This window comes from Symbiopectobacterium sp. (assembly GCF_047692315.1).
Taxonomy (GTDB): domain Bacteria; phylum Pseudomonadota; class Gammaproteobacteria; order Enterobacterales; family Enterobacteriaceae; genus Symbiopectobacterium.
The window spans coordinates 95,526-121,846 of the sequence record NZ_JBLLJS010000021.1; the positions used below are offsets into that span (position 1 = coordinate 95,526).

Consider the following 26,321-nt stretch of genomic DNA (forward strand, 5'->3'; position numbering starts at 1 on the left):
CCTTTTAAAGCGCATTTTCTACGGCTTCACGAACGGTTTTCACATGCAGGCCGTACACCACCTGGACGTTGTTGCCCTGACGGATAACAGCTTTGGCACCGGTAGTTTTCAACTGTTGGTCGTCGACCAGCGCGGTGTCTTTCACTGTTACGCGCAGTCGGGTGTAACAGTTATCCACCACCTCAATATTGGGTTTGCCGCCCAGCCCGGCGATAACGGTGGCACCGTCTGGGACGTTACTGCCTTTTTCCTGCGCTTTGCTTTGATAGTCGGTTTTGGAGTAGGGCCGTGTCTCGTCTTCATCCGCTTCACGTCCTGGCGTTGGCATGTCGAAGTAAAGAATCAGGGTGCGGAAGACAAAGAAGTAAATCACCGACATGGTCAGACCGACCGCGATGTACATCGGCCAGTTAGATTTGGCGATGCCCAGCGGCAGGTTATAGAGCAGGAAATCAATCACGCCGTTAGCGCCAATGGCATGTACGCCAAGCAGTGAGAACAGCATCATGCCCAGCCCGGTCAACACCGCGTGCACCACAAACAGTAACGGCGCGACGAACAGGAAGGAGAATTCCAGCGACTCGGTGACACCGAGCAGGAAAGAGGTAAAGGCCGCGGGAATAAGAATCGCTTTAGCTGCGACGCGTTTTTCTGGCTTGGCAGTGACATACATCGCCAGTGCCGCAGCGGTCAGGCCGAACATTTTACTGATGCCGCGTGCATCCCGGGCGACGGTGGGGCTCTCAGTTGCGTGACGCTCGGACACGCCATTTCGGCGAAATAAATATTACGTGCGCCCTGATACAATTTGCCGCACACGTCTGCGGTTCCACCCACTTCGGTATAGAGGAACGGGGTGTAGACCAGATGATGCAGCCCTGTCGGGATCAGAATGCGCTCAAGGAAGCCGTAAATCGCCACGCCGAACGGCCCTGCGCCTTTGATCGCAAAAGCCAGTGCGCTGATGCCGTGCTGGGCATAGGGCCAGACGGAACTCATGACAAAACCCAGCAAGATCGCGCTGGAGATCGCCAAAATGGTTACAAAACAGTGGCCGGAGTAGATGGCCATCACGCCATTAAACTGCTTTCTGGAATAACGGTTAAACAAATAACCGGCAAATGCACCAATGAGGATACCGGCGAACACGCCCATCTCCAGCACCCGCACGCCCAGTACCATGCCTTGCCCGGCAGGGCGCATCTCCGCTGCGGGCACCAGTTTGCCTTGCAGTTGCAGCGTAATATTCATCGCGTTGATGAAAATGATAAAGGTCACCAACCCGATCAAGGCGGCATAACCTTTGTCCCGCGCGGCAAGGCCGATGGGGATACCGACGGCAAACACCAGCGCCAGGTTGGCCAGAATGGCAACGGCGGATTTGGCGATCAGTTGACCAAAATTCTGAATCATGGGGTGGTGAAGCAAAGGCAGATATTCGGCCAGGTTGCCGTTACCAAACACCTTGCCAAACGCGATAAACAACCCGACGATTGGCAGGATCAGCACCGGACCGTACAGTGATTTGCCGAAATTCTGCAACGCATTGACGGCTCTTTTCATTTTTTGCCCTCTTCGTGCTATTGTTAAGGGTAACGTCTGTCAGGTGTAACCTGAGAAGGAGTAGCGTACAGGCAAAGCCTAGCAGTGAATCATGCAGTAATTCCAGTTATATTATTGTTTTAAAAACAAATTACTCAAAAGGTAACAAATTACTCTGGGAAGTGTGATCGCGCAGCGATTGCCGTGGTACGGGCATTTGTTCGCCCCTGTCTCTATGCGCATAATGACGTGACAAAAAGATACGATTTTTTTAAGAAAATGTTATATAAGCCGGTAGGCAAGGGAATGCTGCCACCCTATAATCGGCGGCACTTTCACTGACTGGTATGATAATTCTTCTAATCCGGTCGTTATTCGCTTGTGACATAATGAGGTCAATATGACGGTAGAACGTACCTTTTCCATCGTAAAACCCAATGCCGTAGCCAAGAATGCCATCGGTGCCATTTACACGCGTTTTGAAAGCGCCGGATTCAAGATTGTGGCAGCGAAAATGGTGCAGTTAAGCCGCAAGCAGGCAGAAGGCTTCTACGCCGAGCATCAGGGCAAACCGTTTTTTGACGGGCTGGTGGATTTCATGACCTCAGGGCCGATTATGGTGCAGGTGCTGGAAGGGGAAAACGCCATTCAGCGCAACCGTGACATCATGGGGGCCACCAATCCGGCGAATGCACTGGCAGGTACGCTGCGCGCTGATTATGCGGACAGTTTCACCGAAAACGCGGTACACGGCTCCGATTCTCCGGAATCTGCCGCGCGTGAGATAGCCTACTTCTTCAGCGCCGAAGAGATCTGCCTGCGTTGCCGTTAATCCGCTGCGGCGGTTTTTCTTCCGCCAAACGTAAAAAAACGCGACGGCGGTAGCATCGCTGTTTTAAACTTTGTACAATGCCGCGCCCCGGATGAGCACGCACTGTTTGTCCGGGGCGTTTCTTTATCAAAAACGTCGTCATCTGTCGCGCCACAACGTGTAATAACGAGGCCAAGAGTTACCATTATGAGCATGTCCCAGTCCCCGTCTTTGGCGGAAAGCACTACCCTGTCTGCCACCACCTGTTCCTCCACTGCTGCTGATGCGGCACCTGTCGTTAAAACCGACGGTGAAAAGATCAACCTGTTGGATTTGAACCGTCAGCAAATGCGCGCTTTTTTTGCTTCTATTGGCGAGAAGCCGTTCCGCGCCGATCAGGTGATGAAGTGGATGTATCACTACTGTAGCGATGATTTCGCCGAAATGACGGACATCAACAAGGTGTTGCGTCAGAAGCTACAGCAGATTGCCGAAATCCGTGCGCCGGAGGTGGTCGCTGAGCAGCGTTCCTCGGACGGCACCATCAAATGGGCGATTCTGGTCGGTGGGCAGCGTGTCGAAACCGTGTACATCCCGGAAGAAGATCGCGCCACGCTCTGTGTTTCCTCACAGGTGGGCTGTGCCCTTGAGTGCAAGTTTTGTTCTACCGCGCAGCAGGGGTTTAACCGTAACCTGCGCGTGTCGGAAATCATTGGTCAGGTATGGCGAGCCGCGAAAATTATCGGCGCTCAGAAAGTAACCGGCCAACGTCCAATCACCAACGTGGTGATGATGGGCATGGGGGAGCCGTTGCTCAATCTGAACAACGTGGTGCCCGCCATGGAGATCATGCTGGATGATTTCGGTTTTGGTTTGTCCAAGCGCCGCGTGACGCTCTCCACGTCTGGTGTGGTGCCGGCGCTGGATAAATTGGGCGATATGATCGATGTTGCTCTGGCGATATCGCTGCACGCGCCGACGGATGAAATCCGTAATGAAATCATGCCGATTAACAAGAAGTATGACATTGCCACCTTTCTGGCCGCCGTGCGTCGCTACCTGGAAAAATCCAATGCCAACCAAGGACGCGTCACGGTGGAATATGTGTTGCTGGATCACATCAACGACGGCACCGAGCATGCGCATCAGCTTGCCGAGTGTTTAAAAGATACCTCTTGCAAGATCAACCTGATTCCCTGGAACCCGTTCCCGGGCGCACCGTATGGACGCAGTTCCAACAGCCGTGTAGATCGTTTCTCCAAGGTGCTGATGGAGTATGGTTTCACCACCATCGTGCGTAAGACGCGTGGTGATGATATCGATGCGGCCTGCGGCCAGTTGGCGGGCGAAGTGGTCGATCGTACCAAGCGTACGCTGAGAACCAAACGTGCCGGTGAACCAATTCAGGTAAAAGCGGTCTAATGTCTTAATGTGCTTAATGAAATGGCAAAGGTATCGAATCAGGATGCCAAATGTCTTTCATCGGCATATGATGGCGTCCGTGATCTTACCGTGTATCTGCTGAATACGCGGGGAAGCTTGTAAGGGAAGCGGCAGCAGTGGGAGCGGGAGCGTACGGACAGGGAATCCGTTGATCAACGGAGGGTCAGGATGACACCTCGTATTCAGCAAGAGTATGTACAACGTTTTGTTTTATTTGTGCTTAGCATCGTACTGTCACTGTTGACCGGGTGTGCCAAGGTGCAGCGCTCGTCAGCGAATGACACGTTGATTACTACACGATTGCAACTGGGTATGGCCTATCTGGCGCGAGATGATCTTGACGCGGCGCGACGTAACCTGACTTGCGCCGTTGCGGCCGCTCCAGGTGATTATCGTACCCAACTGGGCATGGCGTTGTACGAACAGCGTATTGGCGAATATGGTGCAGCAGAACAGCACTATCGAACAGCACTGCGTCAGGCACCGGAAAATGCCAGCGTAATGAATAATTACGGTGCGTTTCTCTGTAGTTTAGGGCAGTATGTAGCGGCGCAGAAACAGTTCAGCGCTGCGGCGCAACGCCTTGATTATCGGGAAGTTGCGCAGGCTTTGGAAAACGCGGGATACTGCCATTTCAAAGCGGGAAAATGTGATGAGGCACGCACATTTTTAGTTCGGGCGCTACACTATGACCCGACAAAAGGCGACAGGGTGTTCAGTGAAGTCGGGCATCGACTGGCCGTCCGACAATTTAATGAAGCCAGGCACCTTTTGGATATTTATCACCATAGCCTTCCGGCCAGTGCCGAGAGTCTATGGTTAGAGATTCGTTTCGCCGCGTTGGCGGGCCGTGATGATGAGCGTAACTATCATGGCGACAGGCTGGCGCGAAGTTTTCCACACTCTAAACAGTACCAGCAGTTCTTAGCTAATGAATACTGAAGCCACTCTAGAAAATACCACCCCTGCCACTCCTGGCGAGCGTCTGCGTCAGGCGCGTGAGCATATGGGTTTGACGCAGCAAACTGTCGCTGAACGTTTATGCCTCAAAGTGACCACCGTGCGAGAGATCGAGGAGGGCAGTACCTCTCCCGATTTGGCGCCCACTTTTTTACGCGGTTATATCCGCTCTTATGCCAAGCTGGTACATTTGCCGGAAAGTGAACTGCTGCCGGTATTGGATAAACACGTGGTGCCGAAAATCGCTAACGTGACGTCAATGCAAGGCTTTGCCTTGGGAAAAAGCCGCAAGAAACGCGACGGTTGGTTGATGTCCTTCACCTGGTTGGTGGTGCTGGTGGTGTTAGGATTAACCGGTGCCTGGTGGTGGCAGAATTATCAGGTGCAGCAGCAGGAGATCAGCTCAATGGTCGATCATGCTGCCGCCAATACGCCGGACGGTTCTGATGGCCAAACGGTTGTTCCGCTGGATAATTGGGGTTCGCAGACCATCGATCTGACGCAGATTGCGCCAGCCGCGCCTGAAGGTGCCAACACCGCTGCGAGTTCGGTGCCGGTCAATACTCCTGCGGCCAACACAACGCCGACCACAAATACCCAGAGTGCGCCGGTGACGGCACCGCAGGCAAACAACGGGCAACAGCCCAGCGCCTCCGCGGTAACTCATCCTCCAGTGGCGGCAGACAGCACCACGCCGACAAACACAGCGCCTGCGGGTGACGCTGGCAATACCATTGCCATGACGTTCAGCGCTGACTGCTGGCTTGAAGTGATAGATGCCGCAGGCAAAAAACTCTACAGCGGCGTGCAGCGTAGCGGCAGCGCGTTAAATCTGAGTGGTCAGGCGCCCTATCGACTGAAGATTGGTGCACCAGCGGCCGTGCAAATTCAGTATCAAGGTAAACCGGTGGATTTGAGCCGGTTTGTAAGAAGCAACCAGATTGCTCGTCTGACGCTGGCCGCGGAGTAATTTCCTGCGCCGGTGATGCTGTAAATGTGGAGAAGAAGTAATGCATAACCCTGCACCCATCGTCCGCCGCAAATCAACGCGTATTTACATCGGCAAGGTGCCTGTTGGTGACGGTGCGCCGATTGCTGTGCAATCGATGACCAATACCCGAACCACCGATGTGGACGCCACGGTAAAACAGATTAAATCGCTTGAACGTGTTGGTGTGGATATTGTTCGCGTTTCTGTGCCCACTATGGACGCGGCGGAAGCGTTTAAACTGATCAAACAACAGGTCAATGTTCCGCTGGTGGCGGATATCCATTTTGACTACCGTATTGCACTGAAAGTGGCAGAATACGGCGTGGACTGCCTGCGTATCAATCCCGGTAATATCGGCAATGAAGAGCGTATTCGCTCCGTGGTCGATTGCGCGCGCGATAAAAACATTCCTATTCGCATCGGGGTCAACGGCGGTTCGCTGGAAAAGGATATTCAGGAAAAATACGGTGAGCCCACGCCGGAAGCGCTGTTGGAATCCGCAATGCGTCACGTGGACATCCTCGATCGTCTCAACTTCGATCAGTTTAAGGTGAGCGTAAAAGCGTCGGATGTGTTTCTGGCGGTGCAGTCTTACCGCTTGCTGGCGGCGCGTATCGATCAGCCGTTGCATCTGGGGATCACGGAAGCGGGCGGCGCACGCAGCGGCGCGGTCAAATCGGCTATCGGTCTGGGCCTGTTGCTCTCGGAAGGGATTGGCGACACCCTGCGCATTTCACTGGCGGCCGATCCGGTTGAAGAAGTCAAAGTCGGTTTTGATATCCTCAAATCGCTGCGCATTCGCGCACGTGGCATCAATTTTATCGCCTGTCCCACCTGTTCTCGTCAGGAATTTGACGTTATCGGCACGGTCAACGCTCTGGAACAGCGCCTGGAAGATATCATCACACCGATGGACGTTTCCATTATCGGTTGCGTGGTGAACGGGCCGGGAGAAGCGCTGGTCTCAACGCTGGGTGTGACCGGTGGTAACAAGAAAAGCGGCTTTTATGAAGATGGCGTGCGCCAGAGAGGGCGCTTTGACAACGACGACATGATTGACCAGTTGGAAGCAAAAATTCGCGCCAAAGCGGCGATGTTGGACGAAACCAAGCGCATCACGGTGAATGTGGTAGACAAATAATCCGCCACCGCATCGTCAGCGACGATAACGCACGCCTGAACCCGGTGGTGGCTTCAACGTTGAAAAGAGCGTGTTGAACCCCCTATAATCGGGTTCCATTGGACAAACGATTTTAAAACGTATAGAGAACTGACGTGGCGAAAAATATCCAAGCTATACGCGGCATGAATGATTATCTGCCTGTCGAAACGGCCTTATGGCAGCGTATTGAAGATAGCCTGAAAAAAGTACTCCGCAGTTACGGCTACAGTGAAATCCGTCTGCCTATCGTTGAACAGACGCCGTTGTTTAAACGCGCGATTGGCGAAGTGACAGACGTGGTCGAAAAAGAGATGTATACCTTTGAAGACCGTAACGGGGATAGCCTGTCACTGCGCCCGGAAGGGACCGCAGGGTGCGTGCGCGCCGGTATCGAACACGGCATTCTCTATAATCAGGAGCAACGCCTGTGGTATATGGGGCCGATGTTCCGCCACGAGCGTCCGCAAAAAGGACGCTACCGTCAATTCCATCAGTTGGGCTGTGAAGTATTTGGTCTGCAAGGGCCGGATATCGATGCTGAACTGATCCTGCTCAGTGCGCGCTGGTGGCGTGAACTGGGCATTGCTGAGCATGTTGCGCTGGAACTGAACTCTATCGGTTCGCTGGAGGCGCGTGCGCGCTACCGTGAAGCGCTGATTGCCTTCCTGGAGCAACACAAGGATCAACTGGACGACGATTGCTTGCGTCGCATGTATACCAATCCGTTGCGTGTACTGGATTCCAAAAATGCGCAGGTGCAGGCACTTCTCAATGACGCGCCGGTGCTGACGGATTATCTGGATGACGAATCTCGCCAACACTTTGAGCAACTGGGTGAACTTTTAACGCAAGCGGGTATCCCATTTACGGTGAATCCGCGTTTGGTGCGCGGCCTGGATTATTACAACCGTACGGTGTTCGAGTGGGTGACGACCAGTCTTGGTTCGCAGGGTACGGTGTGTGCGGGCGGCCGTTATGACGGCATGGTGGAACAGCTCGGCGGGCATGCCACACCTGCAGTCGGGTTTGCCATGGGGCTGGAGCGTTTGGTGCTGTTGGTGCAGTCTGTTAACCCGGATTTCGCAGCACTGCCTGGCGTGGATGTGTATCTGATTTCCTCCGGCGTCGTCACGCAGTCAGCGGCCATGCAACTGGCCGAAAAGCTGCGTGATGCGCTGCCGGAGCTGAAACTGATGACCAACTACGGCGGCGGCAATTTCAAGAAGCAATTTGCCCGCGCGGATAAATGGGGCGCTCGTATCGCGCTGGTGTTGGGCGAGAATGAAGTGGCTTCCGGTCAGGTGGTTGTGAAGAATCTGAGCAGCGGCGAGCAGGATACTTTGGCGCAGGCGGATGTTGCCGCGCGTCTGGCAACGTTACTGGATTGAGGAGAGAGACACCGTGGAAGTCTATACCACTGAGAATGAGCAAGTTGATGCGTTGCGCCGCTTCTTTATTGAAAATGGTAAAGCGCTGGCGGTAGGTATTGTGCTGGGTATCGGTGCCCTGGTCGGGTGGCGTTTCTGGCAGAATCATCAGTCTGAAGGAGCTATGTCCTCCTCGTTGGCTTACCAGCAGGCCAGTGAAGCGTTGGCAAAAGGGGATGCACCAGGCGTTTCAGCGGCGGAGAAATTCTCGAGCGAGAACAAAAATAGTTATGGCGTGTTGTCCTCCTTGCAACTGGCGCGCTATCACGCAGATAAAGGGGAGTTCGCTCAGGCGGAAACCCAATTGCGCACGGCATTGACGAAAACCAAAGATGTCGATTTGCAAGCATTGACGGCGCTGCGTCTGGCGCGTGTTCAAGTGCAGCAAGGCAAAGCGGATGACGCGTTGAAAACGCTGGATACCATCACGCAGGCGGGATGGGCTGCCATGGTGGCGGACGTGCGCGGTGATGCGCTAGTGAGCAAAGGCGATAACGCGGCCGCGCGCGCGGCGTATGACAAAGGGGTAGCGGCGAATCCGCCGCAGGCATTGCAGGCGTTGCTGCGTATGAAATTAAATAACCTGCCGGGCTAAGAGGAACGTCATGCAATTGCGTAAAACACTTGTGGTTGGGATGCTTTCTCTGGCTTTTTTGAGCGGATGTTCATTGTTTAGCGGCGAAGAAGACGTGGTGACCATGTCTCCGCTGCCCAAGGTAGAAAACCAGTTTACGCCGACCAAAGTCTGGAGCAGTTCTGTCGGGAGCGGCCTTGACGGGCACTATTCCAACTTGCGTCCGGCCTGGCAGGGCGATCGTGTCTTTGCTGCCGATCGCAAAGGGCTGGTGAAGGCGATGGATTTGGCGAATGGCAAAGAGCTGTGGCGCGCCGATCTGTCCACCAAACGTGGGCTTCTTTCTTCGCGTGAATCGGCGCTGCTTTCCGGCGGTGTGACAGTTTCCGGCGATCACGTATATGTCGGTAGCGAACGCGCTGAGGTATTTGCGCTCAATGCGGCAGACGGTACAATCGCGTGGCAAGCCACAGCGGCGGGTGAAGTGTTATCGCGCCCGGTGGTGAGCGATGGTGTGGTGCTGGTGCACACCAGTAACGGCATGTTGCAAGCGTTGAACGAAAGCGACGGAGCCATCAAGTGGACAGTCAATCTGGATATCCCGACGCTTTCACTGCGCGGTGAATCTGCGCCCGCAACGGCGTTTGGTGCCGCTATTGTAGGCGGTGACAATGGTCGTGTGAATGCGGTGCTGATCAACCAAGGGCAGTTGATTTGGCAACAGCGTATTTCTCAGCCGAGTGGCGCGACCGAAATCGATCGCCTGAACGACGTCGATACTACGCCAGTGGTTGCCGGTGAGTTGGTATATGCTCTGGGCTATAACGGCAATATGACCGCGCTGGATCTGCGCTCTGGCCAGATTGTGTGGAAACGTGAGCTGGGCAGCGTGCAGGATTTCATCATTGATGGGGATCGCATTTACGTCGTGGATCAAAACGATCGGGTGGTGGCACTCAGCACCAACGGTGGCGCTAATCTGTGGCGACAAAGCGATCTGCTGCACCGTAACCTGACCGGTCTAGCGTTGTACAATGGCTATCTGGTGGTGGGTGACTCCGAAGGTTACCTGCATTGGATCAATACTGCGGATGGCCGCTTCGTGGCGCAGCATAAAGTGGACAGCGCCGGTTTCCTGAGCGATCCGGTTGTTGCCAGTGACAAGCTGCTGATTCAGGCGAAGAACGGCGACGTATACGCAAAAAAGATCGTCTCTGGGCTGCACTACCTATGCAGAGCGCGCCTCGAAACGGCTCCTGAAGGTATCAGGGGCCGTTTCGTCTTTTAAATGTCAGCGGGCTGATTCGCTGTAACATGTTGAAATATAATTAATGAGGTTGTGAAATGATACCTGTCGTCGCGCTCGTTGGGCGCCCGAATGTGGGAAAATCTACCCTGTTTAACCGCCTGACGCGTACGCGTGACGCCCTGGTGGCGGATTTTCCTGGGCTGACGCGTGACCGTAAGTACGGTCGGGCTGAAGTGGAAGGGCAGGAGTTCATTATCATTGATACGGGCGGTATCGACGGCTCGGAAGAGGGCGTGGAAACCCGTATGGCGGGGCAATCGCTGGTCGCCATTGAAGAAGCGGATATCGTACTGTTTATGGTGGATGCGCGCGCGGGCCTGATGCCTGCGGACAAGGGCATTGCACAGCATTTGCGCAGCCGCGAAAAAGCGACCTTTTTGGTCGCCAACAAAATTGATGGCGTTGATGCCGACAGCGCAATGGCAGAGTTTTATGCGCTGGGGCTGAGGGAAGTGTACCCGATGGCGGCCTCTCACGGTCGCGGTGTGACGTCTTTGCTGGAAAACGTGCTGCTGCCTTATGCCAAAGAAGAAGATGAACCGGTTGAGCTGACGGAAGAAGAAGCCAATGCTGCCTATTGGGCGGGGCAATTGGGCGAAAATACCGAGGCTGAAGGAGAAGGGGAAATCGAAGATACCTTCGATCCGGAAAGCATGCCGATCAAACTGGCCATCGTTGGCCGCCCCAACGTCGGCAAATCGACCCTGACCAACCGCATTCTCGGCGAAGAGCGCGTGGTGGTGTATGGTATGCCGGGAACGACCCGTGACAGTATCTACATTCCGATGGGGCGCGATGGTCGTGAATATGTGCTGATCGACACCGCCGGGGTGCGTAAGCGCGGCAAGGTGACGGAAACCGTAGAGAAATTCTCGGTGATCAAAACGCTGCAAGCGATCGAAGATGCCAATGTGGTGCTGCTGGTGATCGATGCACGTGAAGGCATTTCCGATCAGGATCTCTCGCTGTTGGGCTTTATTCTCAATACCGGGTGTTCACTAGTTATTGCGGTAAACAAATGGGACGGGTTATCGCAGGAGATCAAAGAGCAGGTGAAAGAGATGCTCGATCTGCGCCTTGGCTTTATTGATTTTGCGCGCGTGCACTTCATCTCTGCACTGCATGGCAGTGGCGTAGGTAACCTGTTCGAATCGGTGCACGAAGCCTACACCTGCGCGACCAAGCGGGTCAGTACCGCGTTGTTGACGCGTATCATGCAAATGGCTTCTGACGATCACCAGCCGCCGCTGGTACGCGGTCGTCGCGTGAAGCTGAAATATGCGCATGCCGGGGGCTACAACCCACCGATTGTGGTGATCCACGGCAATCAGGTAAAAGACCTGCCGGATTCCTACAAGCGCTACCTGATGAACTATTACCGCCGTTCGCTGAACGTGATGGGCACGCCCATTCGTATTCAGTTCAAAGAGGGGGAGAACCCCTTTGCCGAGAAACGTAATACTCTCACGCCAAATCAGCTGCGTAAGCGTAAGCGCTTGATGCAACACATCAAGAAAGGTAAATAATCCGAATGGGGCAGAATCGATGATTCTCCATATTTTTATTATGGCCTTTGGCTGGCGATGACCGTTAACCCTCTATGAAATCGTAAGTTATGTCTTGGGGAAACCTGGAGTTTTACCTTTAATGTCACCATGCCCAACCTGTTTATTCTGCTAATTGGCATGGGGTTGCGCCTTTTGGGGCAGTTGGATGATGCCTTTTGCGATTCGGCAATGAAGTTGGTGTTTAATCTGGCGTTGCCTTTCCTGCTCTTTTTCAGCGTGGCGACCAGTCAACAGTCAATTGCCACGCATCTACCCATGATCTTGTATGGTGCAGTGGGCACCGTTACCACGTTTTTATTGCTCGAGTATGCCGCTGTTTATCTGATGAAAGATCCCCGTGAGCGCGGTATTTTCGTTCAGGGGGGGATTTCGATCCAACACGGGTATTATGGGGCTGGCTTTCACGGTGCGCGCCTATGGTGAGCAGGGGATTGCGGTAGGCTCGCTCTACCTGACCATCACCGTGATCTTGTTCAATGTGCTGTCAGTGATCACTTTAACGCGCAGCTTGCGGCGCGGTAAGGATGGTGGCAGCGTCAGCAAGAAAGCGCTGTTAACCAGTATTGCGACCAACCCGCTGATTATTGGGCTGTTACTGGGCGTGTGCTATTCCCAGTCTGGATTGGCGCTGCCCGAAGTGGTTCGGCAAACCGGTCAGCAGATCTCTTCTCTGGCGCTACCGTTGGCATTGTTGTGCGCAGGTGCAAGTCTGGATTTCAAGACCATGCTGCGTACCAGTAACGTTGCGGCGCCCTCGACTGTGGCTAAACTGGTGGTAGTGCCAGGCCTGCTTACACTCGGTGGCTGGCTGGTGGGTTTTCGTGGTGTGCAGTTGGGTATCATCTTTCTCTTTGCCTCAACCCCTACCGCAGCGGGCAGCTATGCTATGACACGGGCCATGGGCAGCAACGCCACGCTGGCAGCCAACATTATCGCCATGGCCACGGTAGGCTCATTTTTTGCAACGGCTTTAGGCGTTTATTTGTTACGCGTCTGGGGCATCGCTTAAGACTGAGAGGGAGAATCCGATGGAAACGTTGTGCCCGCATTGTCAACACACCATGAACCGGCGGCATGACAGTCAGTTTCAGTGCTCGCAGTGTCATCAACGTTTTGAACAACAAGCACGCTGCCCTGAATGCCAGCAGCCGCTACAAACGCTATCCGCCTGCGGTTCCGTCAGCTATTTTTGCCAACAGGGCCACGGTTTAATCTCTCGTCAACGCGTGCTGTTTAGCTACCTGCCAGTGCAGGAATAACGGCGGTGTTGAGCCGGCGGGAGGCGCTATGGCGCTTTCCGGCATGTACGTTTTTTGGCGTCTGGCGTGACCTGTGTGACCTGGCTTTCTACCCAGCCATCCTGCAATCGAGTTTTTAGCGTGTCGCCGGGGGTGGCTTGCGCAGTAGCGCGTAAAACTTGCCCGGATGGCGTGGTGGTCACGTTATAACCGCGAGCCAGTGTTTTTAGCGGACTGACGCCTTCCAGATGAGAGCAAACTTCACCTAACCGTTGCTTATTCTCGCTCAATTGGCGAGTGATCAGCCGTTGCAATTGATACTTCACATGTTGCAGGTGCTGTTGAGCACGGTGAATGAGTGAAAGCGGCTGCTGCTGCGTCAGCCTTTGCTGCAACCGTTCGCTGCGCAGGGTTGCGCGCCGAAGCTGCTGCTGCATACTTTCATCAAGCCGGCGGCTCAGGGTGATCAATTGATTAAGCTGACGCGCCAGGCGCAATTGCGGGTGCTGCTGCAAGCGATGATAGATCCGGGAGAAATCGCGCTGGCGCTGTGCCAGTGAATAATCCATCGCCATTTCCAGCCGCTGACGCTGTGCCTGTAGCTGGCGCAGCAGTTCGTTACGATCGCGACTGACCAACTCAGCCGCCGCCGACGGCGTAGGGGCGCGCAAGTCAGCGATGAAATCGGCGATAGTGACGTCGGTTTCATGGCCGACGGCGCTGACCACGGGAATTCGGCTGGCAAAGATGGCACGTGCCACCCGCTCATCGTTAAAGCCCCAGAGATCTTCCAACGAACCGCCGCCACGCCCAACGATCAATACGTCACATTCCTGCCGCTGGTTAGCAAGCTGAATGGCACGCACAATTTGCGGTGGAGCGTCTTCGCCCTGCACCTGACTCGGATAAATCACCACGGGCAGCGCCGGATCGCGCCGTTGTAGCACGTGCAGAATATCGTGAAGTGCAGCCCCGCTGGGTGAAGTGATGACACCGACGCTGTTGGCTGGGCGCGGCAGCACCTGCTTGAACTGCTGATCGAATAAACCTTCTGCGGCTAACCGCTGTTTTAGCTGTTCGAACTGCTGTTGCAGCAGGCCATCGCCCGCGGGCTGCATGCTCTCTGCCAGCAGTTGGTAATCACCGCGCGGTTCGTACAGAGTTATCGTGGCGCGTAGTAGCACCTGCTGCCCGTTTTGTGGACGGAACGTTACGCGTCGATTGCTAGTGCGAAACATGGCGCAGCGTACCTGAGTGCGCTCATCTTTCAGCGTAAAGTACCAGTGGCCTGAGGAGGGCTGGGAGAAGTTGGAAATCTCGCCGCAGAGCCAGATTTGCCCCATTTCCATTTCTAGCAGTTGTCTGACCGTTTGATTTAAGCGGCTGACGGTAAAAATAGCGGATGAAGGCGCTTGGGACATGGCGTTGGCTAACCCGATTTAGTGAGCGAGATCAAATTTCAAAACAGAGGGTTAATTAACCGATACTACCTTGCCTAAAAGGTTAATCAAGTTTTTTTATAAAAAAAATCTGGAGGCAACCGATTACGCTCTGTATAATGCCACGGCAATATTTTATCGCATCCCCACATGAGATATTGCCCATGCTACGTATTGCCAAAGAAGCACTGACGTTTGATGACGTCCTCCTGATCCCCGCTCACTCTACCGTTCTGCCGAACACGGTTGACCTTAGCACCCAGCTCACGAAGAACATTCGTTTGAATATTCCTATGCTCTCTGCCGCCATGGATACCGTTACGGAATCCGGTTTGGCCATTGCACTGGCGCAGGAAGGGGGTATCGGTTTCATTCACAAAAACATGTCCATTGAGCGCCAGGCAGAAGAAGTCAGTCGCGTGAAACGTCATGAAAGCGGTGTTGTTGTCGATCCACAAACCGTAACGCCAACCACCACATTGCGTCAGGTAAAAGAACTGACCGAACGTAACGGTTTTGCCGGTTACCCGGTGGTGACGGACGAGAACGAACTGGTGGGTATTATCACCGGTCGTGACGTGCGTTTTGTGACGGATTTGGAACGTCCGGTTAGCGCTGTGATGACGCCGAAAGAACGTTTGGTTACGGTGCGTGAAGACGAAGCGCGTGAAGTTGTGCTGCAAAAAATGCATGAGAAACGCATTGAGAAAGCGCTGGTGGTGGATGACAGCTTCCATCTGCTCGGTATGATCACGGTGAAAGACTTCCAGAAAGCAGAACGTAAACCTAACGCCTGCAAAGACGAGCATAGACGTTTGCGCGTCGGGGCTGCGGTGGGGGCGGGTGCAGGTAACGAAGAGCGTGTTGACGCGCTGGTTGCTGCCGGTGTTGACGTGCTGCTGATTGACTCCTCACACGGCCACTCGGAAGGCGTGTTGCAGCGCATTCGTGAAACGCGTGCCAAATACCCCGATCTGCAAATCATCGGCGGTAACGTGGCGACCGGTGCCGGTGCCAAAGCGCTGGCTGAAGCGGGCGTGAGCGCAGCGAAAGTCGGTATCGGCCCTGGCTCTATTTGTACTACCCGTATCGTAACCGGCGTAGGTGTACCACAGATCACCGCAATTTCCGATGCGGTGGAAGCACTTGAAGGTACTGGTATTCCGGTGATTGCCGATGGCGGTATCCGTTTCTCCGGTGATATCGCAAAAGCGATTGCCGCGGGCGCAGCCTGTGTGATGGTGGGCTCCATGCTGGCGGGTACGGAAGAATCTCCGGGCGAGATCGAACTCTATCAGGGCCGTGCGTTTAAATCTTATCGTGGTATGGGCTCTTTGGGTGCTATGTCCAAAGGCTCTTCTGACCGTTACTTCCAGAGCGACAATGCGGCTGACAAACTGGTGCCGGAAGGGATCGAAGGGCGTGTGGCTTACAAGGGCCGCCTGAAAGAGATCGCGCATCAGCAGATGGGCGGCCTGCGTTCCTGCATGGGGTTAACCGGGTGCGGCACCATTGATGCACTGCGCACTCAGGCTGAGTTTGTACGCATCAGCGGTGCGGGCATTCAGGAAAGTCACGTACACGATGTGACCATCACCAAGGAATCCCCGAACTATCGTATGGGTTGATTTGGCACAGGCCAATCTGCCGATGTGATGGCTGATTTGACAGAAACCCGGTAAACTTCGCCGGGTTCTCTTATTTTTTGCTCCTTAACGTATTTTGGAATGTGCCTCTCATGACAGAAAATATTCATCAACACCGCATACTCATTCTGGATTTTGGTTCGCAATACACTCAACTGGTTGCACGTCGCGTGCGTGAACTGGGCGTTTATTGCGAACTCTGGGCATGGGACGTTACCGAAGCACAGATTAGCGAATTCAATCCAAACGGCATCATCCTTTCCGGTGGACCGGAAAGCACCACCGAGTACAACAGCCCGCGTGCGCCGGAATATGTGTTCCAGGCCGGTGTGCCTGTGCTGGGCGTGTGCTACGGCATGCAGACCATAGCGATGCAACTGGGCGGGCACGTGGAAGGCTCCAGCGAGCGTGAGTTTGGTTATGCGCAGGTCGAAATCAAGGCGGAAAGCGCCTTGCTGCGCGATATTCAGGACGCACTGAGCGAAAGCGGCGCGCCGCTGCTGGACGTATGGATGAGCCATGGCGATAAAGTGACGGCCATTCCGTCCGATTTCGTTACCGTTGCCAGCACCGACACCTGCCCGTTTGCCATTATGGCCAACGAGGAAAAACGCTTCTACGGCGTGCAGTTCCACCCGGAAGTGACCCATACCCGTCAAGGGCAACGCATGCTGGAGCGCTTTGTGCGCGATATTTGCCAGTGTGATGCGTTGTGGACACCGGAGAAAATCATTGATGACGCCGTAGCACGCATTCGCGAGCAGGTTGGCAACGACAAGGTTATCCTTGGCCTTTCCGGCGGAGTGGATTCTTCCGTGACCGCAATGCTGCTGCACCACGCCATTGGCGATCGTTTGACCTGTGTGTTCGTGGATAACGGCCTGCTGCGTTTGAACGAAGCGGATCAGGTGCTGGAAATGTTCGGCGACCACTTTGGTCTGAATATCGTGCACGTGGCTGCGGAAGATCGTTTCCTGTCTGAACTGGCGTGTGAAAACGATCCGGAAGCCAAGCGTAAGATCATCGGTCGCGTATTTGTCGAAGTGTTCGACGAAGAAGCGAACAAGCAGACCGACGCGAAATGGCTGGCGCAGGGCACCATTTACCCTGACGTGATTGAATCCGCCGCGTCTAAAACCGGCAAAGCGCACGTGATCAAATCGCACCACAATGTGGGCGGCTTGCCGAAAGAGATGAAGCTGGGTCTGGTTGAGCCGCTGAAAGAGCTGTTCAAAGACGAAGTGCGTAAGATAGGTTTCGAACTGGGCTTGCCGTACAACATGCTGTATCGCCATCCGTTCCCCGGTCCGGGCTTGGGTGTACGCGTGCTGGGCGAAGTGAAGAAAGAGTATTGCGATCTGTTACGTCGCTCTGATGCAATCTTCATCGAAGAACTGCACAAAGCCGACCTGTATCACAAGGTGAGTCAGGCCTTTACCGTGTTCCTGCCAGTACGCTCCATCGGTGTGATGGGTGATGGTCGTAAATACGACTGGGTAGTCTCGCTGCGTGCCGTCGAAACCATCGACTTTATGACCGCACACTGGGCGCACCTGCCGTATGACTTCCTGGGCCGCGTTTCCAACCGCATCATCAACGAAGTGGATGGCATTTCCCGCGTGGTGTATGACGTGTCCGGCAAGCCGCCAGCGACGATTGAGTGGGAATGATCCCCGGCAACCGTACCTAAGCCTTGCAGCATGATGTTAGCGGAGAATGTCTTGTGACATTCTCCGCTTGCTTTACGACGCACTACTCTTAATCTCTTCGTTCAAACTAACAATACTTCACTATGCCGTTGTTAGAGATTAGGGTTAACTTTACTGATTAAGACTTCCGCACTAATACCCTTTATCGTCCCGTGGGATGAATATTCCCAGACTATCCAGTTACCCTTTGCCCCAGGGGTAAAGGGTAACTGGATAGTCTGGTTGTGTTCTCCAATGCTCAGGCCAAATTTTTATTTTCCGAAAGAAATCATCATGCAACTCCCATGCAACGATATTCTTCTAGGTATCAATATTGGTTTTAATGTATAGATTATTAGTATAGACAGGAATATCAGAATCAATAATACGTTGTATTAGATCGGCAAGGTTGTTGGCCATTTCATTTTTTGTGGCAGTCTTATTACCCCCACTTTTATTATATACTTCAAAAGCAAAAGAATCTTTGTTGGTAAACCCAGCCTCTTTTAAGGTGTTAATTATCGTTCTCGCCTGTGCTTCTGGAGTGTTTGATTTAGCACGGAAAATATGCCAGGCCCCAGAGGGAATGCCAGCAATTCTGGATTTTTGGAAATTTTCAGAAAAAGTCGGGTCAATATAAGTCTCACCTTCTCCCAAGCGAGAAAACGCCATTTTGACACCATCCTCTTTTACCTTGTTCCACTCAATAGTTCCCTTGGAATCTGGAGATGGCAATAACTTTATCGTTCATAATAATTCCTCTCTGTTTATGTGTGTCATATTTTTGTTGAGTTTCAATGTGATGATGAGATTAACTCGTCCAGGTAATGACTCCTAATTTTTTGGACAACAATCAGAGAGAATTTTATTAAACTGTATATCAACCATCAGGGAATAAATGCGGTGCTTAATACAAAGACGACCGCAATTTCCCTGATTTATTAAGGCTTATTTATGCAGCGACAATCCCTTGATGGCCTTATCCACTCCCTTTTTCGGGCCGCGCATCGCCAAACCAACGAGATTAAGGGTATTGGCGTCTTCGGCCATGAATACCTCGCGATTAGCGTCATCATGGCCAGTTGAGAACATGGCGTGGACGTAAAGAATCAGCGTGAGCTCGCGTTCGAGCCCTTTGCGATGTGCCGTTTGCAACCCGTCAAGGTCAGCTTCAAAAATAAGCATCGGCTGCCCCGAGATATTGCCGTAGTGGCGCCCCAGTGAATCCACATAGGGCGCTCCCATAATATCAGGGTGAGGTTGATGAAGTTTATCAAGATCGTAAACGTGACCATTGTCTGCGTATTGCTGCTGTCGTTTTGGCAAAGTTGGGCACACTCGATGCGCGGTGGTGAAGCGCTGAGCGGGTAGGGATGGTGGTCCGCTCGGCGTGATTCTGCGGGCGTCGCGCCCGATCCGGTGCGCTGGCGCGATACCGCCATTGTTCAGGTGTATGCCGCACCGACCTATGGCTGGCGTGGTCTGGTGGCGGTACACCCCTGGATTATCCTGAAAGCCAAGGGGGAAACGCGCTATCGGCGTTACGAAGTGATCAGTTGGGGAAGCGACAATGTGGTTCGCCTGAATTACACGCTACCAGACGGGTTTTGGTACGGCGCGACGCCAAAACTGCTGGTTGAACATCGTGGTGAGGCAGCCCAGGCGATGATCCCGCAGATCGATGCAGCAATCAAAAGCTATCCCTGGCCGCAAACCTATCGTGCCTGGCCTGGACCGAACAGCAATACCTTTCTCGCGCATATTGGTCGTGAAGTGCCCGCTTTGAAGCTTGATATGCCGGTCAACGCCATCGGCAAGGATTATCGTTCAATTGCGAACCCTGTGGGGTTGGCCCCCTCTGGCAGTGGCGTTCAGGTCTCTGTTCTGGGGGGCTCTGGGCGTTACGCTGGCGCTGGAAGAAGGGGTAGAAGTGAATCTGCTGGGCGTCGACTTTAATCCGCCAGCATTACGCCTGCCTTTCATTGGTCGATTAGGTTTTGACAATGTCGATCAGCATCAGGAACTCTGACGGTGAAGGCGTGGTGTGATAGCCGGTGTACCCTGCGGAGAGCACCCCGCTATGGGTGCTCAATAATCATTATCGCGCAGGTATCCTTCTCCAATGCTTCGAAGGTGTGTGGCCCATCTGCGGCATAGCTGATGTAGTCACCTGCGTTAAGCTCAATCTCATGTCCCTCAGGACCAAGCATGGCACGCCCACTGCTTAGCATGACATGTTCTAGCGTGACGGGTTGATGGGGGCCAGATCGGCGTACACTTCCCGGCTGCGCTGTCACGCGATAGATATCGCGTTGCATCCCCCTCGGACAGACGGCGAGCAGTGTCACAAAATAATGTGCCTGCTCAGCGGCTACGATTTCTCCCTCATGCGCACGGATCACCTGTACACGGGGCTGCGGTGCTGCAATCAACTGTGTTACCTGCACATCAAGTGCCATCGCCAGCGCCCACAGCGTTTCCAGACTGGGATTACCGCTGCCTGATTCCAATTGGGATAGCGTAGATTTTGCGATACCGGCACGTTTGGCCAGTTCACTGACGGAAATACCTATCCGCTCGCGTTCACGTTTTACCGCTATGGCAAGAATACCAATAGGCGTTGACGAGAGTTGCATGTCGTTCTCCATAAAAAACGATCGTTCTTTTTGACAGTTGATGATGCGATGGCCATTATACCACGCGTTCTTTTTGTCGAACAATCGTTCGTTATGTGGTTTTCTTCTGTGCGGGGTAACATGTATGGCATCTGATCAACGTGCCGAGTGGGAGGCGGGATCACTAAAGATGGCGATTGCCATGATCATTTCAGGAACTGTGGGATGTTTTGTGTTAGCCACAGACTTACCTGCGTTAACTGTCGTCTTTTGGCGCTGTGCATTCGGAGCGATAGCCATGGCGATGTTCTGTGCTGCGCAAGGTCTTTTGCGTCGTGGAATTCTTTCGCGCAGGCAGTTTTACTGGGTTATTTTAGGCTGCATTACTCTGACGCTGAACTGGGTTTGTCTGTTTACCGCGTATGCACAAACCTCTATTGCAGTCGCAACAGTAACCTACCACGTACAGCCGTTTATTTTGGTTGCTCTAGGGGCAGTGTTGTTCAATGAAGTGCTTACACTTCATAAGCTCGGGTGGATGGTCATTGCCTTCTTCGGTGTGATGCTGATTATGTTGGGAGGTCAGTTCCAGGATCAGGATTCCGGCCAATACTTCTATGGGATAGGCTTTGCATTGGCTGCTGCATTTTTTTTACGCCATCACAACAGCGATTACCAAGACATTGCGCGATGTACCTCCTTGCCTGATGGTCTTTATTCAGTTAGGGGTTGGTTGCGTGATATTGCTGCCTTTTGTCTCGCTGCCCACTGCACCCTCTGTCAGCTACGTTTGGGGGCTGCTGTTAGTGATTGGCTTTGTGCATACTGGCCTGATGTCTGTGCTACTTTATAGATAGCGCGGTACAAAAAATTCCGACAATATTGGTCGGCGGACTCGCTTTTATCTACCCTGTCGTGGCCATTTTGGTCGATGCTTGGGTGTTGCGTCGACCATTGAATGTGTGGCAATTGACTGGAACCCTGATCGTTCTGGCTGCGGTTGCCGGCATTAATTTCCGGTGTCGTTTTTTCCCCAGAGACGTCAGCTCTAATCTTCCTCATTAACGCGTTATGCTGGCCTGCGTTAAAATTGACCAAGGTCAGCATCAGGTATGGCGGGTTTAGGCTACGATGCGGCACCATCGCGATATTTTCTCGCTAAAGGGTATGAGTTTTCAGGATGAAAACAGGATGCATGAATGTGCAGGCGGTTTAGTTTTATAACAGGGGGAACGTTCAATGTTAGATCATTTAAGTGTTCCGGTGACAGATATTCATCGCAGTCGGCAGTTTTATGAAAGTGCACTGGCACCGTTAGGTTATCGTCTGATTAAAGATTTTAATCATGCGGTAATTTTTGGCGTGTTGGAAGGATATGGAAAGTCCAGCGATCCTGGCGGCGAATTTTGGATCTATCAGGGAAAAGCATTACCTTGCCCGGCGACACATTTTGCTTTTAGTGCTGCCTCGCGTGAAGTTGTTGATGCTTTTTATCTGGCGGCAGTCGCGGCTGGTGGACAAGATAATGGTAAGCCGGGAATTCGAGAGCATTACCATGCCCATTATTATGCGGCGTTTGTGCGCGATCCTGATGGATATAACATTGAAGCCGTTTTCCATCGTAGTATTGCGCCTTAGCGTTATCACTTCATATGTTGGCGATAGGGATCGAAGGAAATCGGATCCTGATTGCTACGCATGCTAATACATCTGCGGTATTAATTTATCGTCATTTTTAATCGGGTCTTTTAGTGGCGAAAAGTTTTTGTCACGGAAAGTATGAACGAAAGGCGTGATAAAGATCGCGGATGGGTAAAGATATGTATGGAGTACGGCTGCACTCCATGTATAACAGGACAAGTGATGCGCGCTAATACGGCAAGGAAGAGAGCAAATTAAATCTCAAAATCTTCCAGCGTTTTGCTTCCGCCATCAATGGCTTCACGAATTGCTTTTGGTGTACGGCCTTGGCCGGTCCAGGTTTGTTCCGTGCCATTCTCATCAATATATTTATATTTCGCCGGGCGAGGATCGCGTTTGGCCTTGGCCGGTTTAGATTTCACGCTCTCCAGCAGCTCTGCCGGATCAATACCGTCTTCAAGAAGCTGTGCACGAATGGCATCCAGTTTTGCCAAACGTTCTTCCTGCTCTTTCTGAATTTTGCTGTCTTCTTCGCGACGCTCTTCCACAATTGCAGTGAATTTGCTTAACAGCTCTTCCAGGGTTTCAAGATCGGTATCTCGGGCCTGAGCGCGAAGAGAACGAATATTACTTAGCATGTCAAAACTCATCATGGTGTTCCTTTAAAAGAAGAGACATTATTAGCTTACAAGATATTTTTTGATTTTCCAATATACACCAGATGTGTCGGCATGAAATATTTTTTTATAGTGACTTGTGTAAAAAAATGCGTAACGGGAGGAGTGAGTAAAGCGGGCGTGTTAATCGTAAGGTGGTTAATAACTCTACAACCAGTGGTTGCCTCTATTTATTATTCATAACTGTACCAACCATACTTTAGGTTAGTTGTACGCTAGCGACATTGGCATAGCGAATCGCCCAACAGTGCCAGCCTATCTGGACGCTCTCATTTTAGGTCTCTTCATGATGCTAATTATTTAAGGGTATAAAACGTAAATGAGAAGAATATAATGCCAATCTGACATACACCGGTATGAAGGTGGCTGCGGTAGGCAAGTGCGAACAGCCATACCGTTTTGCTTTCATTTCAATCGGGATTGAAAGAATGTCTGCGTGGCAGGTACCCTCTGACTTTACGAGAATACAAACCAATTTACACATGTGCGTTTGGTGATTATCCTGAATATGTTTTGCTGTGACAGTAACTCGGCAAATGTATGTTGCGATGACTCGGGGTGCCCTTCTTGGTGAAGGCTGAGAAATACCTGTACCACCTGATCTGGATAATGCCAGCGTAGGGAAGTCTCGGTATTCCGATCGGCTACCGTCTTCTTGCACGTCGGTTGGGAGTAATGATGAACGACCTGCCCACCGATTTTTCTGCTGCCCAAGTGGCGGCAGTCTTGCACGATTTCTCAACGGCTTCGCCGTTAGTCCATTGCCTGACCAACGATGTGGTCCAGTCCTTTACCGCCAATGTATTGCTGGCACTTGGTGCATCTCCTGCGATGGTAGTGGATCCCAGCGAGGCAACACAGTTTGCTGCGCTGGCCGATGCGCTTCTCATCAACGTGGGGACATTAGAGCGAAGCCGAGCCGATGCGATGCTGGCAGCGGTACACAGCGCTAATCAGGTATGGAAACCCTGGGTGCTGGATCCCGTTGCGGTTGGCGGATTGCGTTTTCGAACCGATTTTGTGCGCGAACTGCTGCCTTGCAAACCGGCGGCGATTCGTGGCAACGCATCGGAAATTATCGCGTTGTCTGGCGTTGCTTCGCAAGGACGAGGGGTTGATAGCGTAGACGCCTCCTTTACCGCCATCCCGGCCGCGCGTGAACTGGCGACACGTTGGTCAACCGTGGTGGCGGTGACGGGGGAGGTGGATTACGTGACGGACGGTACTCGCATTTGGGCGGTGAACGCGGCGGCCATCCGGTGATGACGCGCGTTGTCGGCACCGGGTGTGCACTCTCGGCGGTGGTTGCTGCATTCTGCGTGCGCGGTGAGGATGTCCTGTCTCAGGTTGCGACGGCCTGCGCAGTTATGGCGCGGGCTGGAGAGCGTGCCGCCGAGCAGTCCAACGGGCCGGGCAGTTTTACGCCGGTGTTTTTGGATGCGCTTGCGCAGTTGCGTCAGGAGGCACAGGCATGAGCGTTATAAAAGAAAAGGCTCCCCGAATAAATACGCTAACGATAGCGGGCACCGATCCTAGCGGCGGCGCGGGGATCCAGGCCGGTCTGAAGACCTTCTCTGCCCTGGGTGCCGATGGCACCAGTGTGATCACCGCGCTGGTGGCGCAAAATACTCAGGGGGTGCAGTCGGTTTATCGTATTGAACCTGATTTTGTGGCGGCTCAACTGGATTCAGTACTGAGCGATGTGCGTATCGACAGCGCAAAGATCGGCATGCTGGCGCAGAGTGATATTGTGGAAGCGGTCGCTGAGCGCCTGCAACGTTATGCGGTACCTTATATTGTGCTGGATACGGTGATGCTGGCGAAAAGTGGCGATCCTTTACTGGCACTTGAAGCCGTTGCCGCTATTCGCCATACGCTGTTGCCTCGCGTTTCACTCATAACCCCTAATCTGCCGGAAGCGGCGGCGCTGTTGGCTTGCAATGTGGCGACGACGGAAACGGAGATGAAAGCGCAGGGGCAATGGTTGTTGGAACCGGGATGTCAGGCGGTATTGATGAAGGGAGGCCACTTGAGCGAAGCGGAGAGCCCAGACTGGCTGTTTCAACGTGGGCAGGCTCCGCGGCGCTTTTGCGCACCACGCGTCAATACGCGCCACACGCATGGCACGGGTTGTACACTGTCTGCGGCGCTGGCAGCGCTGCGTCCCCGTCATCACGATTGGGAAAATACCGTTCAGGAGGCGAAAAATTACCTCCAGCATGCATTACTGGCGGCAAATTCACTGGAAGTGGGGCTGGGGATTGGGCCGGTGCATCATTTTCATCAATGGTGGTAAACATTACGCTTAAGATTGTCGGCGGGCGGTCAGTCGCCGACATGTCTGTTGGGTGACCGCCAGATCAGAAAGAGATGATCCTGGCGGTAAACCTGTTTAGCAGCAGTAAGCGGCACAACAGAACCGATACGATAAACACCAATACCAGCAAAACAAATTTCAGGTTAACGTAGTTGAAATCATATAGCGTGCTAATGAAATAAAATACGCTGTAATGGACAATATAGACGCCTATCATTGCCGGGCCGATAAACTCGACGACGTACGTTATAAATTTGTTTTTTTATAGTGATATTCTCAAACACAATGAATAATGCCAGACACATGGCCAGCAGATGCACATGTTCCAGAATGAGCCACGGTGTGACAATATTCTGAGCGTGGGTTGACAGAAAGCGTTCGTAAAAGAACATCGAAATACCAACGGGTACCACCATCATGCGGGCCAGCCAGATGATGCCGGGCTGGTGTGTAAACAGCCTGCCAGCGGGGGGTTCCCAACATTCTTCCCAGAATATAGTAACCGCCCCATATCCATATAAATGAGTAGCTGTGTATAAATAGCGGGTCATCGCGCATATCTAATGGGCTGAATATATCGAACAGAAAGATAATAGCGAACAAGCTCGCAAAAAATGCCAATGTCATTTTTACATTATGCATTGCTTTAATAATAAGGGGGTAGATGATATAAATTATCCCAATGGTTAACATTATTCCATTTTGCAGGATATATCCCTGTTGAATATATTGAAATGTAATCAATAACAGGATAATATTCCAAAATACGATGATGAATACCACGTTTTTTATTTTTATCCTGACCTCTTTTCTTGTCAGGTTATCGATATTATCAAAACAACAAATTAGCATAAAAAATAATGGATTAGCTATTGTTGATAAAAAGTAAAGCACGCTCATGGCGTTAGCATTAATAAAACATTCGTTAACACAAAGTTGACTGGTTGAGTAAAATGTGACGGCGGCAAAACAACTCAAGCTTTTCAAGGCGTGTTGGCTGACATCTCTGAGCATGGCGCATTCACCTTTGGCCGTAAGTCCTATGGTTATGTTACTGTTTTTACTAAAGATAAGAGTAGTGTTAAAACGGTTAGCCGCCTAGTGATAGATTAATGCAAAGCGCGTCGCCACCGCGTTTATCTCGATACTCACCTTATTTTACTTCATGATTTTTAATGTTTTTAGTGGTGCAGAGTAATCAATATCCTAATTTTTTCGGATTGATGAGTGTCGTCTGGATATTGCGACTTTTTCTAATATTATTGAAGTGATA

19 protein-coding genes, 6 pseudogenes and 1 riboswitch are annotated in these 26,321 nt (G+C 52.5%); of the genes and pseudogenes, 18 read left to right on the top strand and 7 right to left on the bottom strand.

Annotated elements, in window-relative coordinates; genetic code table 11:
• Positions 1-4: 4 nt before the first annotated feature.
• Positions 5-1,563, bottom strand: a pseudogene (locus ACMZI0_RS11395) (PTS transporter subunit EIIC).
• A 379-nt stretch (positions 1,564-1,942) separates the two neighbouring features.
• Between ACMZI0_RS11395 and ndk the strand changes: the two are divergent.
• The 11 genes and pseudogenes from ndk to ACMZI0_RS11450 all read left to right on the top strand — a co-directional run bounded on the left by ndk (position 1,943) and on the right by ACMZI0_RS11450 (position 13,046).
• Positions 1,943-2,374 carry a nucleoside-diphosphate kinase gene (gene ndk, locus ACMZI0_RS11400; protein ID WP_415673051.1) on the top strand — a complete coding sequence of 144 codons (432 nt, stop codon included), beginning with the start codon at positions 1,943-1,945 and terminating at the stop codon, positions 2,372-2,374.
• A gap of 192 nt (positions 2,375-2,566) precedes the next feature.
• Positions 2,567-3,775 (top strand): bifunctional tRNA (adenosine(37)-C2)-methyltransferase TrmG/ribosomal RNA large subunit methyltransferase RlmN, encoded by a 1,209-nt coding sequence (locus tag ACMZI0_RS11405; protein ID WP_415673117.1) that lies wholly within the window; start codon positions 2,567-2,569, stop codon positions 3,773-3,775.
• Between the two features lie 189 nt (positions 3,776-3,964).
• Positions 3,965-4,738 carry a type IV pilus biogenesis/stability protein PilW gene (pilW, locus tag ACMZI0_RS11410; protein ID WP_415673052.1) on the top strand — a complete coding sequence of 258 codons (774 nt, stop codon included), beginning with the start codon at positions 3,965-3,967 and terminating at the stop codon, positions 4,736-4,738.
• Positions 4,728-5,726, top strand: coding sequence for a cytoskeleton protein RodZ (gene rodZ / locus ACMZI0_RS11415; protein WP_415673053.1), 999 nt, complete (start codon positions 4,728-4,730; stop codon positions 5,724-5,726). The genes pilW and rodZ overlap by 11 nt, the downstream gene beginning before the upstream one ends.
• A gap of 40 nt (positions 5,727-5,766) precedes the next feature.
• Positions 5,767-6,888, top strand: a complete 1,122-nt coding sequence (gene ispG, locus ACMZI0_RS11420; protein ID WP_415673054.1) for a flavodoxin-dependent (E)-4-hydroxy-3-methylbut-2-enyl-diphosphate synthase — start codon at positions 5,767-5,769, stop codon at positions 6,886-6,888.
• A 134-nt stretch (positions 6,889-7,022) separates the two neighbouring features.
• Positions 7,023-8,297 (top strand): histidine--tRNA ligase, encoded by a 1,275-nt coding sequence (hisS, locus tag ACMZI0_RS11425; RefSeq protein ID WP_415673055.1) that lies wholly within the window; start codon positions 7,023-7,025, stop codon positions 8,295-8,297.
• Between the two features lie 13 nt (positions 8,298-8,310).
• A complete protein-coding gene (locus ACMZI0_RS11430) occupies positions 8,311-8,931 on the top strand; it encodes a YfgM family protein (RefSeq protein WP_415673118.1) in 621 nt (206 codons plus the stop codon).
• A gap of 10 nt (positions 8,932-8,941) precedes the next feature.
• Positions 8,942-10,111 (top strand): annotated as a pseudogene (gene bamB, locus ACMZI0_RS11435) (outer membrane protein assembly factor BamB); the annotation flags it as partial.
• 143 nt (positions 10,112-10,254) lie between these two features.
• Complete coding sequence (gene der, locus ACMZI0_RS11440; RefSeq protein ID WP_415673056.1) at positions 10,255-11,745, top strand: ribosome biogenesis GTPase Der; 1,491 nt, start codon at positions 10,255-10,257, stop codon at positions 11,743-11,745.
• An 89-nt stretch (positions 11,746-11,834) separates the two neighbouring features.
• Positions 11,835-12,796 (top strand): annotated as a pseudogene (locus tag ACMZI0_RS11445) (AEC family transporter).
• Between the two features lie 19 nt (positions 12,797-12,815).
• Entirely contained in the window at positions 12,816-13,046 is a 231-nt protein-coding gene (locus ACMZI0_RS11450; RefSeq protein WP_415673057.1) for a zinc ribbon domain-containing protein, read from the top strand.
• Between the two features lie 26 nt (positions 13,047-13,072).
• Here the strand turns inward: ACMZI0_RS11450 and xseA are convergent, their stop codons facing one another.
• The gene (gene xseA / locus ACMZI0_RS11455) at positions 13,073-14,446 is read right to left on the bottom strand and encodes an exodeoxyribonuclease VII large subunit (protein ID WP_415673058.1); all 1,374 of its coding nucleotides are present in this window, start codon (positions 14,444-14,446) and stop codon (positions 13,073-13,075) included.
• A gap of 182 nt (positions 14,447-14,628) precedes the next feature.
• Here xseA and guaB point away from each other — a divergent pair, with 182 nt between their 5' ends.
• Positions 14,629-16,092 carry an IMP dehydrogenase gene (gene guaB / locus ACMZI0_RS11460; protein WP_415673059.1) on the top strand — a complete coding sequence of 488 codons (1,464 nt, stop codon included), beginning with the start codon at positions 14,629-14,631 and terminating at the stop codon, positions 16,090-16,092.
• Positions 16,093-16,202: 110 nt separating this feature from the next.
• Positions 16,203-17,780, top strand: coding sequence for a glutamine-hydrolyzing GMP synthase (gene guaA, locus ACMZI0_RS11465; protein ID WP_415673060.1), 1,578 nt, complete (start codon positions 16,203-16,205; stop codon positions 17,778-17,780).
• 339 nt (positions 17,781-18,119) lie between these two features.
• Here guaA and ACMZI0_RS11470 read toward each other — a convergent pair whose 3' ends face one another.
• Positions 18,120-18,533 carry a GH25 family lysozyme gene (locus ACMZI0_RS11470; RefSeq protein WP_415673061.1) on the bottom strand — a complete coding sequence of 138 codons (414 nt, stop codon included), beginning with the start codon at positions 18,531-18,533 and terminating at the stop codon, positions 18,120-18,122.
• A 213-nt stretch (positions 18,534-18,746) separates the two neighbouring features.
• Positions 18,747-19,052 (bottom strand): annotated as a pseudogene (locus ACMZI0_RS11475) (DUF2000 family protein); the annotation flags it as partial.
• Between the two features lie 9 nt (positions 19,053-19,061).
• Here ACMZI0_RS11475 and ACMZI0_RS11480 point away from each other — a divergent pair.
• A pseudogene (locus ACMZI0_RS11480) lies at positions 19,062-19,827 on the top strand (DUF3750 domain-containing protein).
• Between the two features lie 49 nt (positions 19,828-19,876).
• Here ACMZI0_RS11480 and ACMZI0_RS11485 read toward each other — a convergent pair.
• On the bottom strand, positions 19,877-20,434 hold the full coding sequence (locus ACMZI0_RS11485) for a helix-turn-helix domain-containing protein (protein ID WP_415673062.1): 558 nt from the start codon (positions 20,432-20,434) through the stop codon (positions 19,877-19,879).
• Between the two features lie 124 nt (positions 20,435-20,558).
• Here ACMZI0_RS11485 and ACMZI0_RS11490 point away from each other — a divergent pair, with 124 nt between their 5' ends.
• Complete coding sequence (locus ACMZI0_RS11490; RefSeq protein WP_415673063.1) at positions 20,559-21,266, top strand: DMT family transporter; 708 nt, start codon at positions 20,559-20,561, stop codon at positions 21,264-21,266.
• Between the two features lie 386 nt (positions 21,267-21,652).
• Positions 21,653-22,051, top strand: coding sequence for a VOC family protein (locus ACMZI0_RS11495; protein ID WP_415673064.1), 399 nt, complete (start codon positions 21,653-21,655; stop codon positions 22,049-22,051).
• Between the two features lie 257 nt (positions 22,052-22,308).
• On the opposite strand, the gene ACMZI0_RS11500 is transcribed toward ACMZI0_RS11495, so the two are convergent.
• Entirely contained in the window at positions 22,309-22,707 is a 399-nt protein-coding gene (locus tag ACMZI0_RS11500) for an H-NS family nucleoid-associated regulatory protein (RefSeq protein ID WP_415673065.1), read from the bottom strand.
• Positions 22,708-23,275: 568 nt separating this feature from the next.
• Positions 23,276-23,372: riboswitch (TPP riboswitch) on the top strand.
• A 37-nt stretch (positions 23,373-23,409) separates the two neighbouring features.
• On the opposite strand from ACMZI0_RS11500, the pseudogene thiM reads away from it, so the two are divergent.
• A pseudogene (gene thiM / locus ACMZI0_RS11505) lies at positions 23,410-24,206 on the top strand (hydroxyethylthiazole kinase).
• On the top strand, positions 24,203-25,027 hold the full coding sequence (thiD, locus tag ACMZI0_RS11510; protein ID WP_415673066.1) for a bifunctional hydroxymethylpyrimidine kinase/phosphomethylpyrimidine kinase: 825 nt from the start codon (positions 24,203-24,205) through the stop codon (positions 25,025-25,027). The pseudogene thiM and the gene thiD overlap by 4 nt, the downstream one beginning before the upstream one ends.
• A gap of 297 nt (positions 25,028-25,324) precedes the next feature.
• On the opposite strand, the gene ACMZI0_RS11515 is transcribed toward thiD, so the two are convergent.
• Complete coding sequence (locus tag ACMZI0_RS11515; protein WP_415673067.1) at positions 25,325-26,062, bottom strand: hypothetical protein; 738 nt, start codon at positions 26,060-26,062, stop codon at positions 25,325-25,327.
• Between the last annotated feature and the right edge of the window lie 259 nt (positions 26,063-26,321).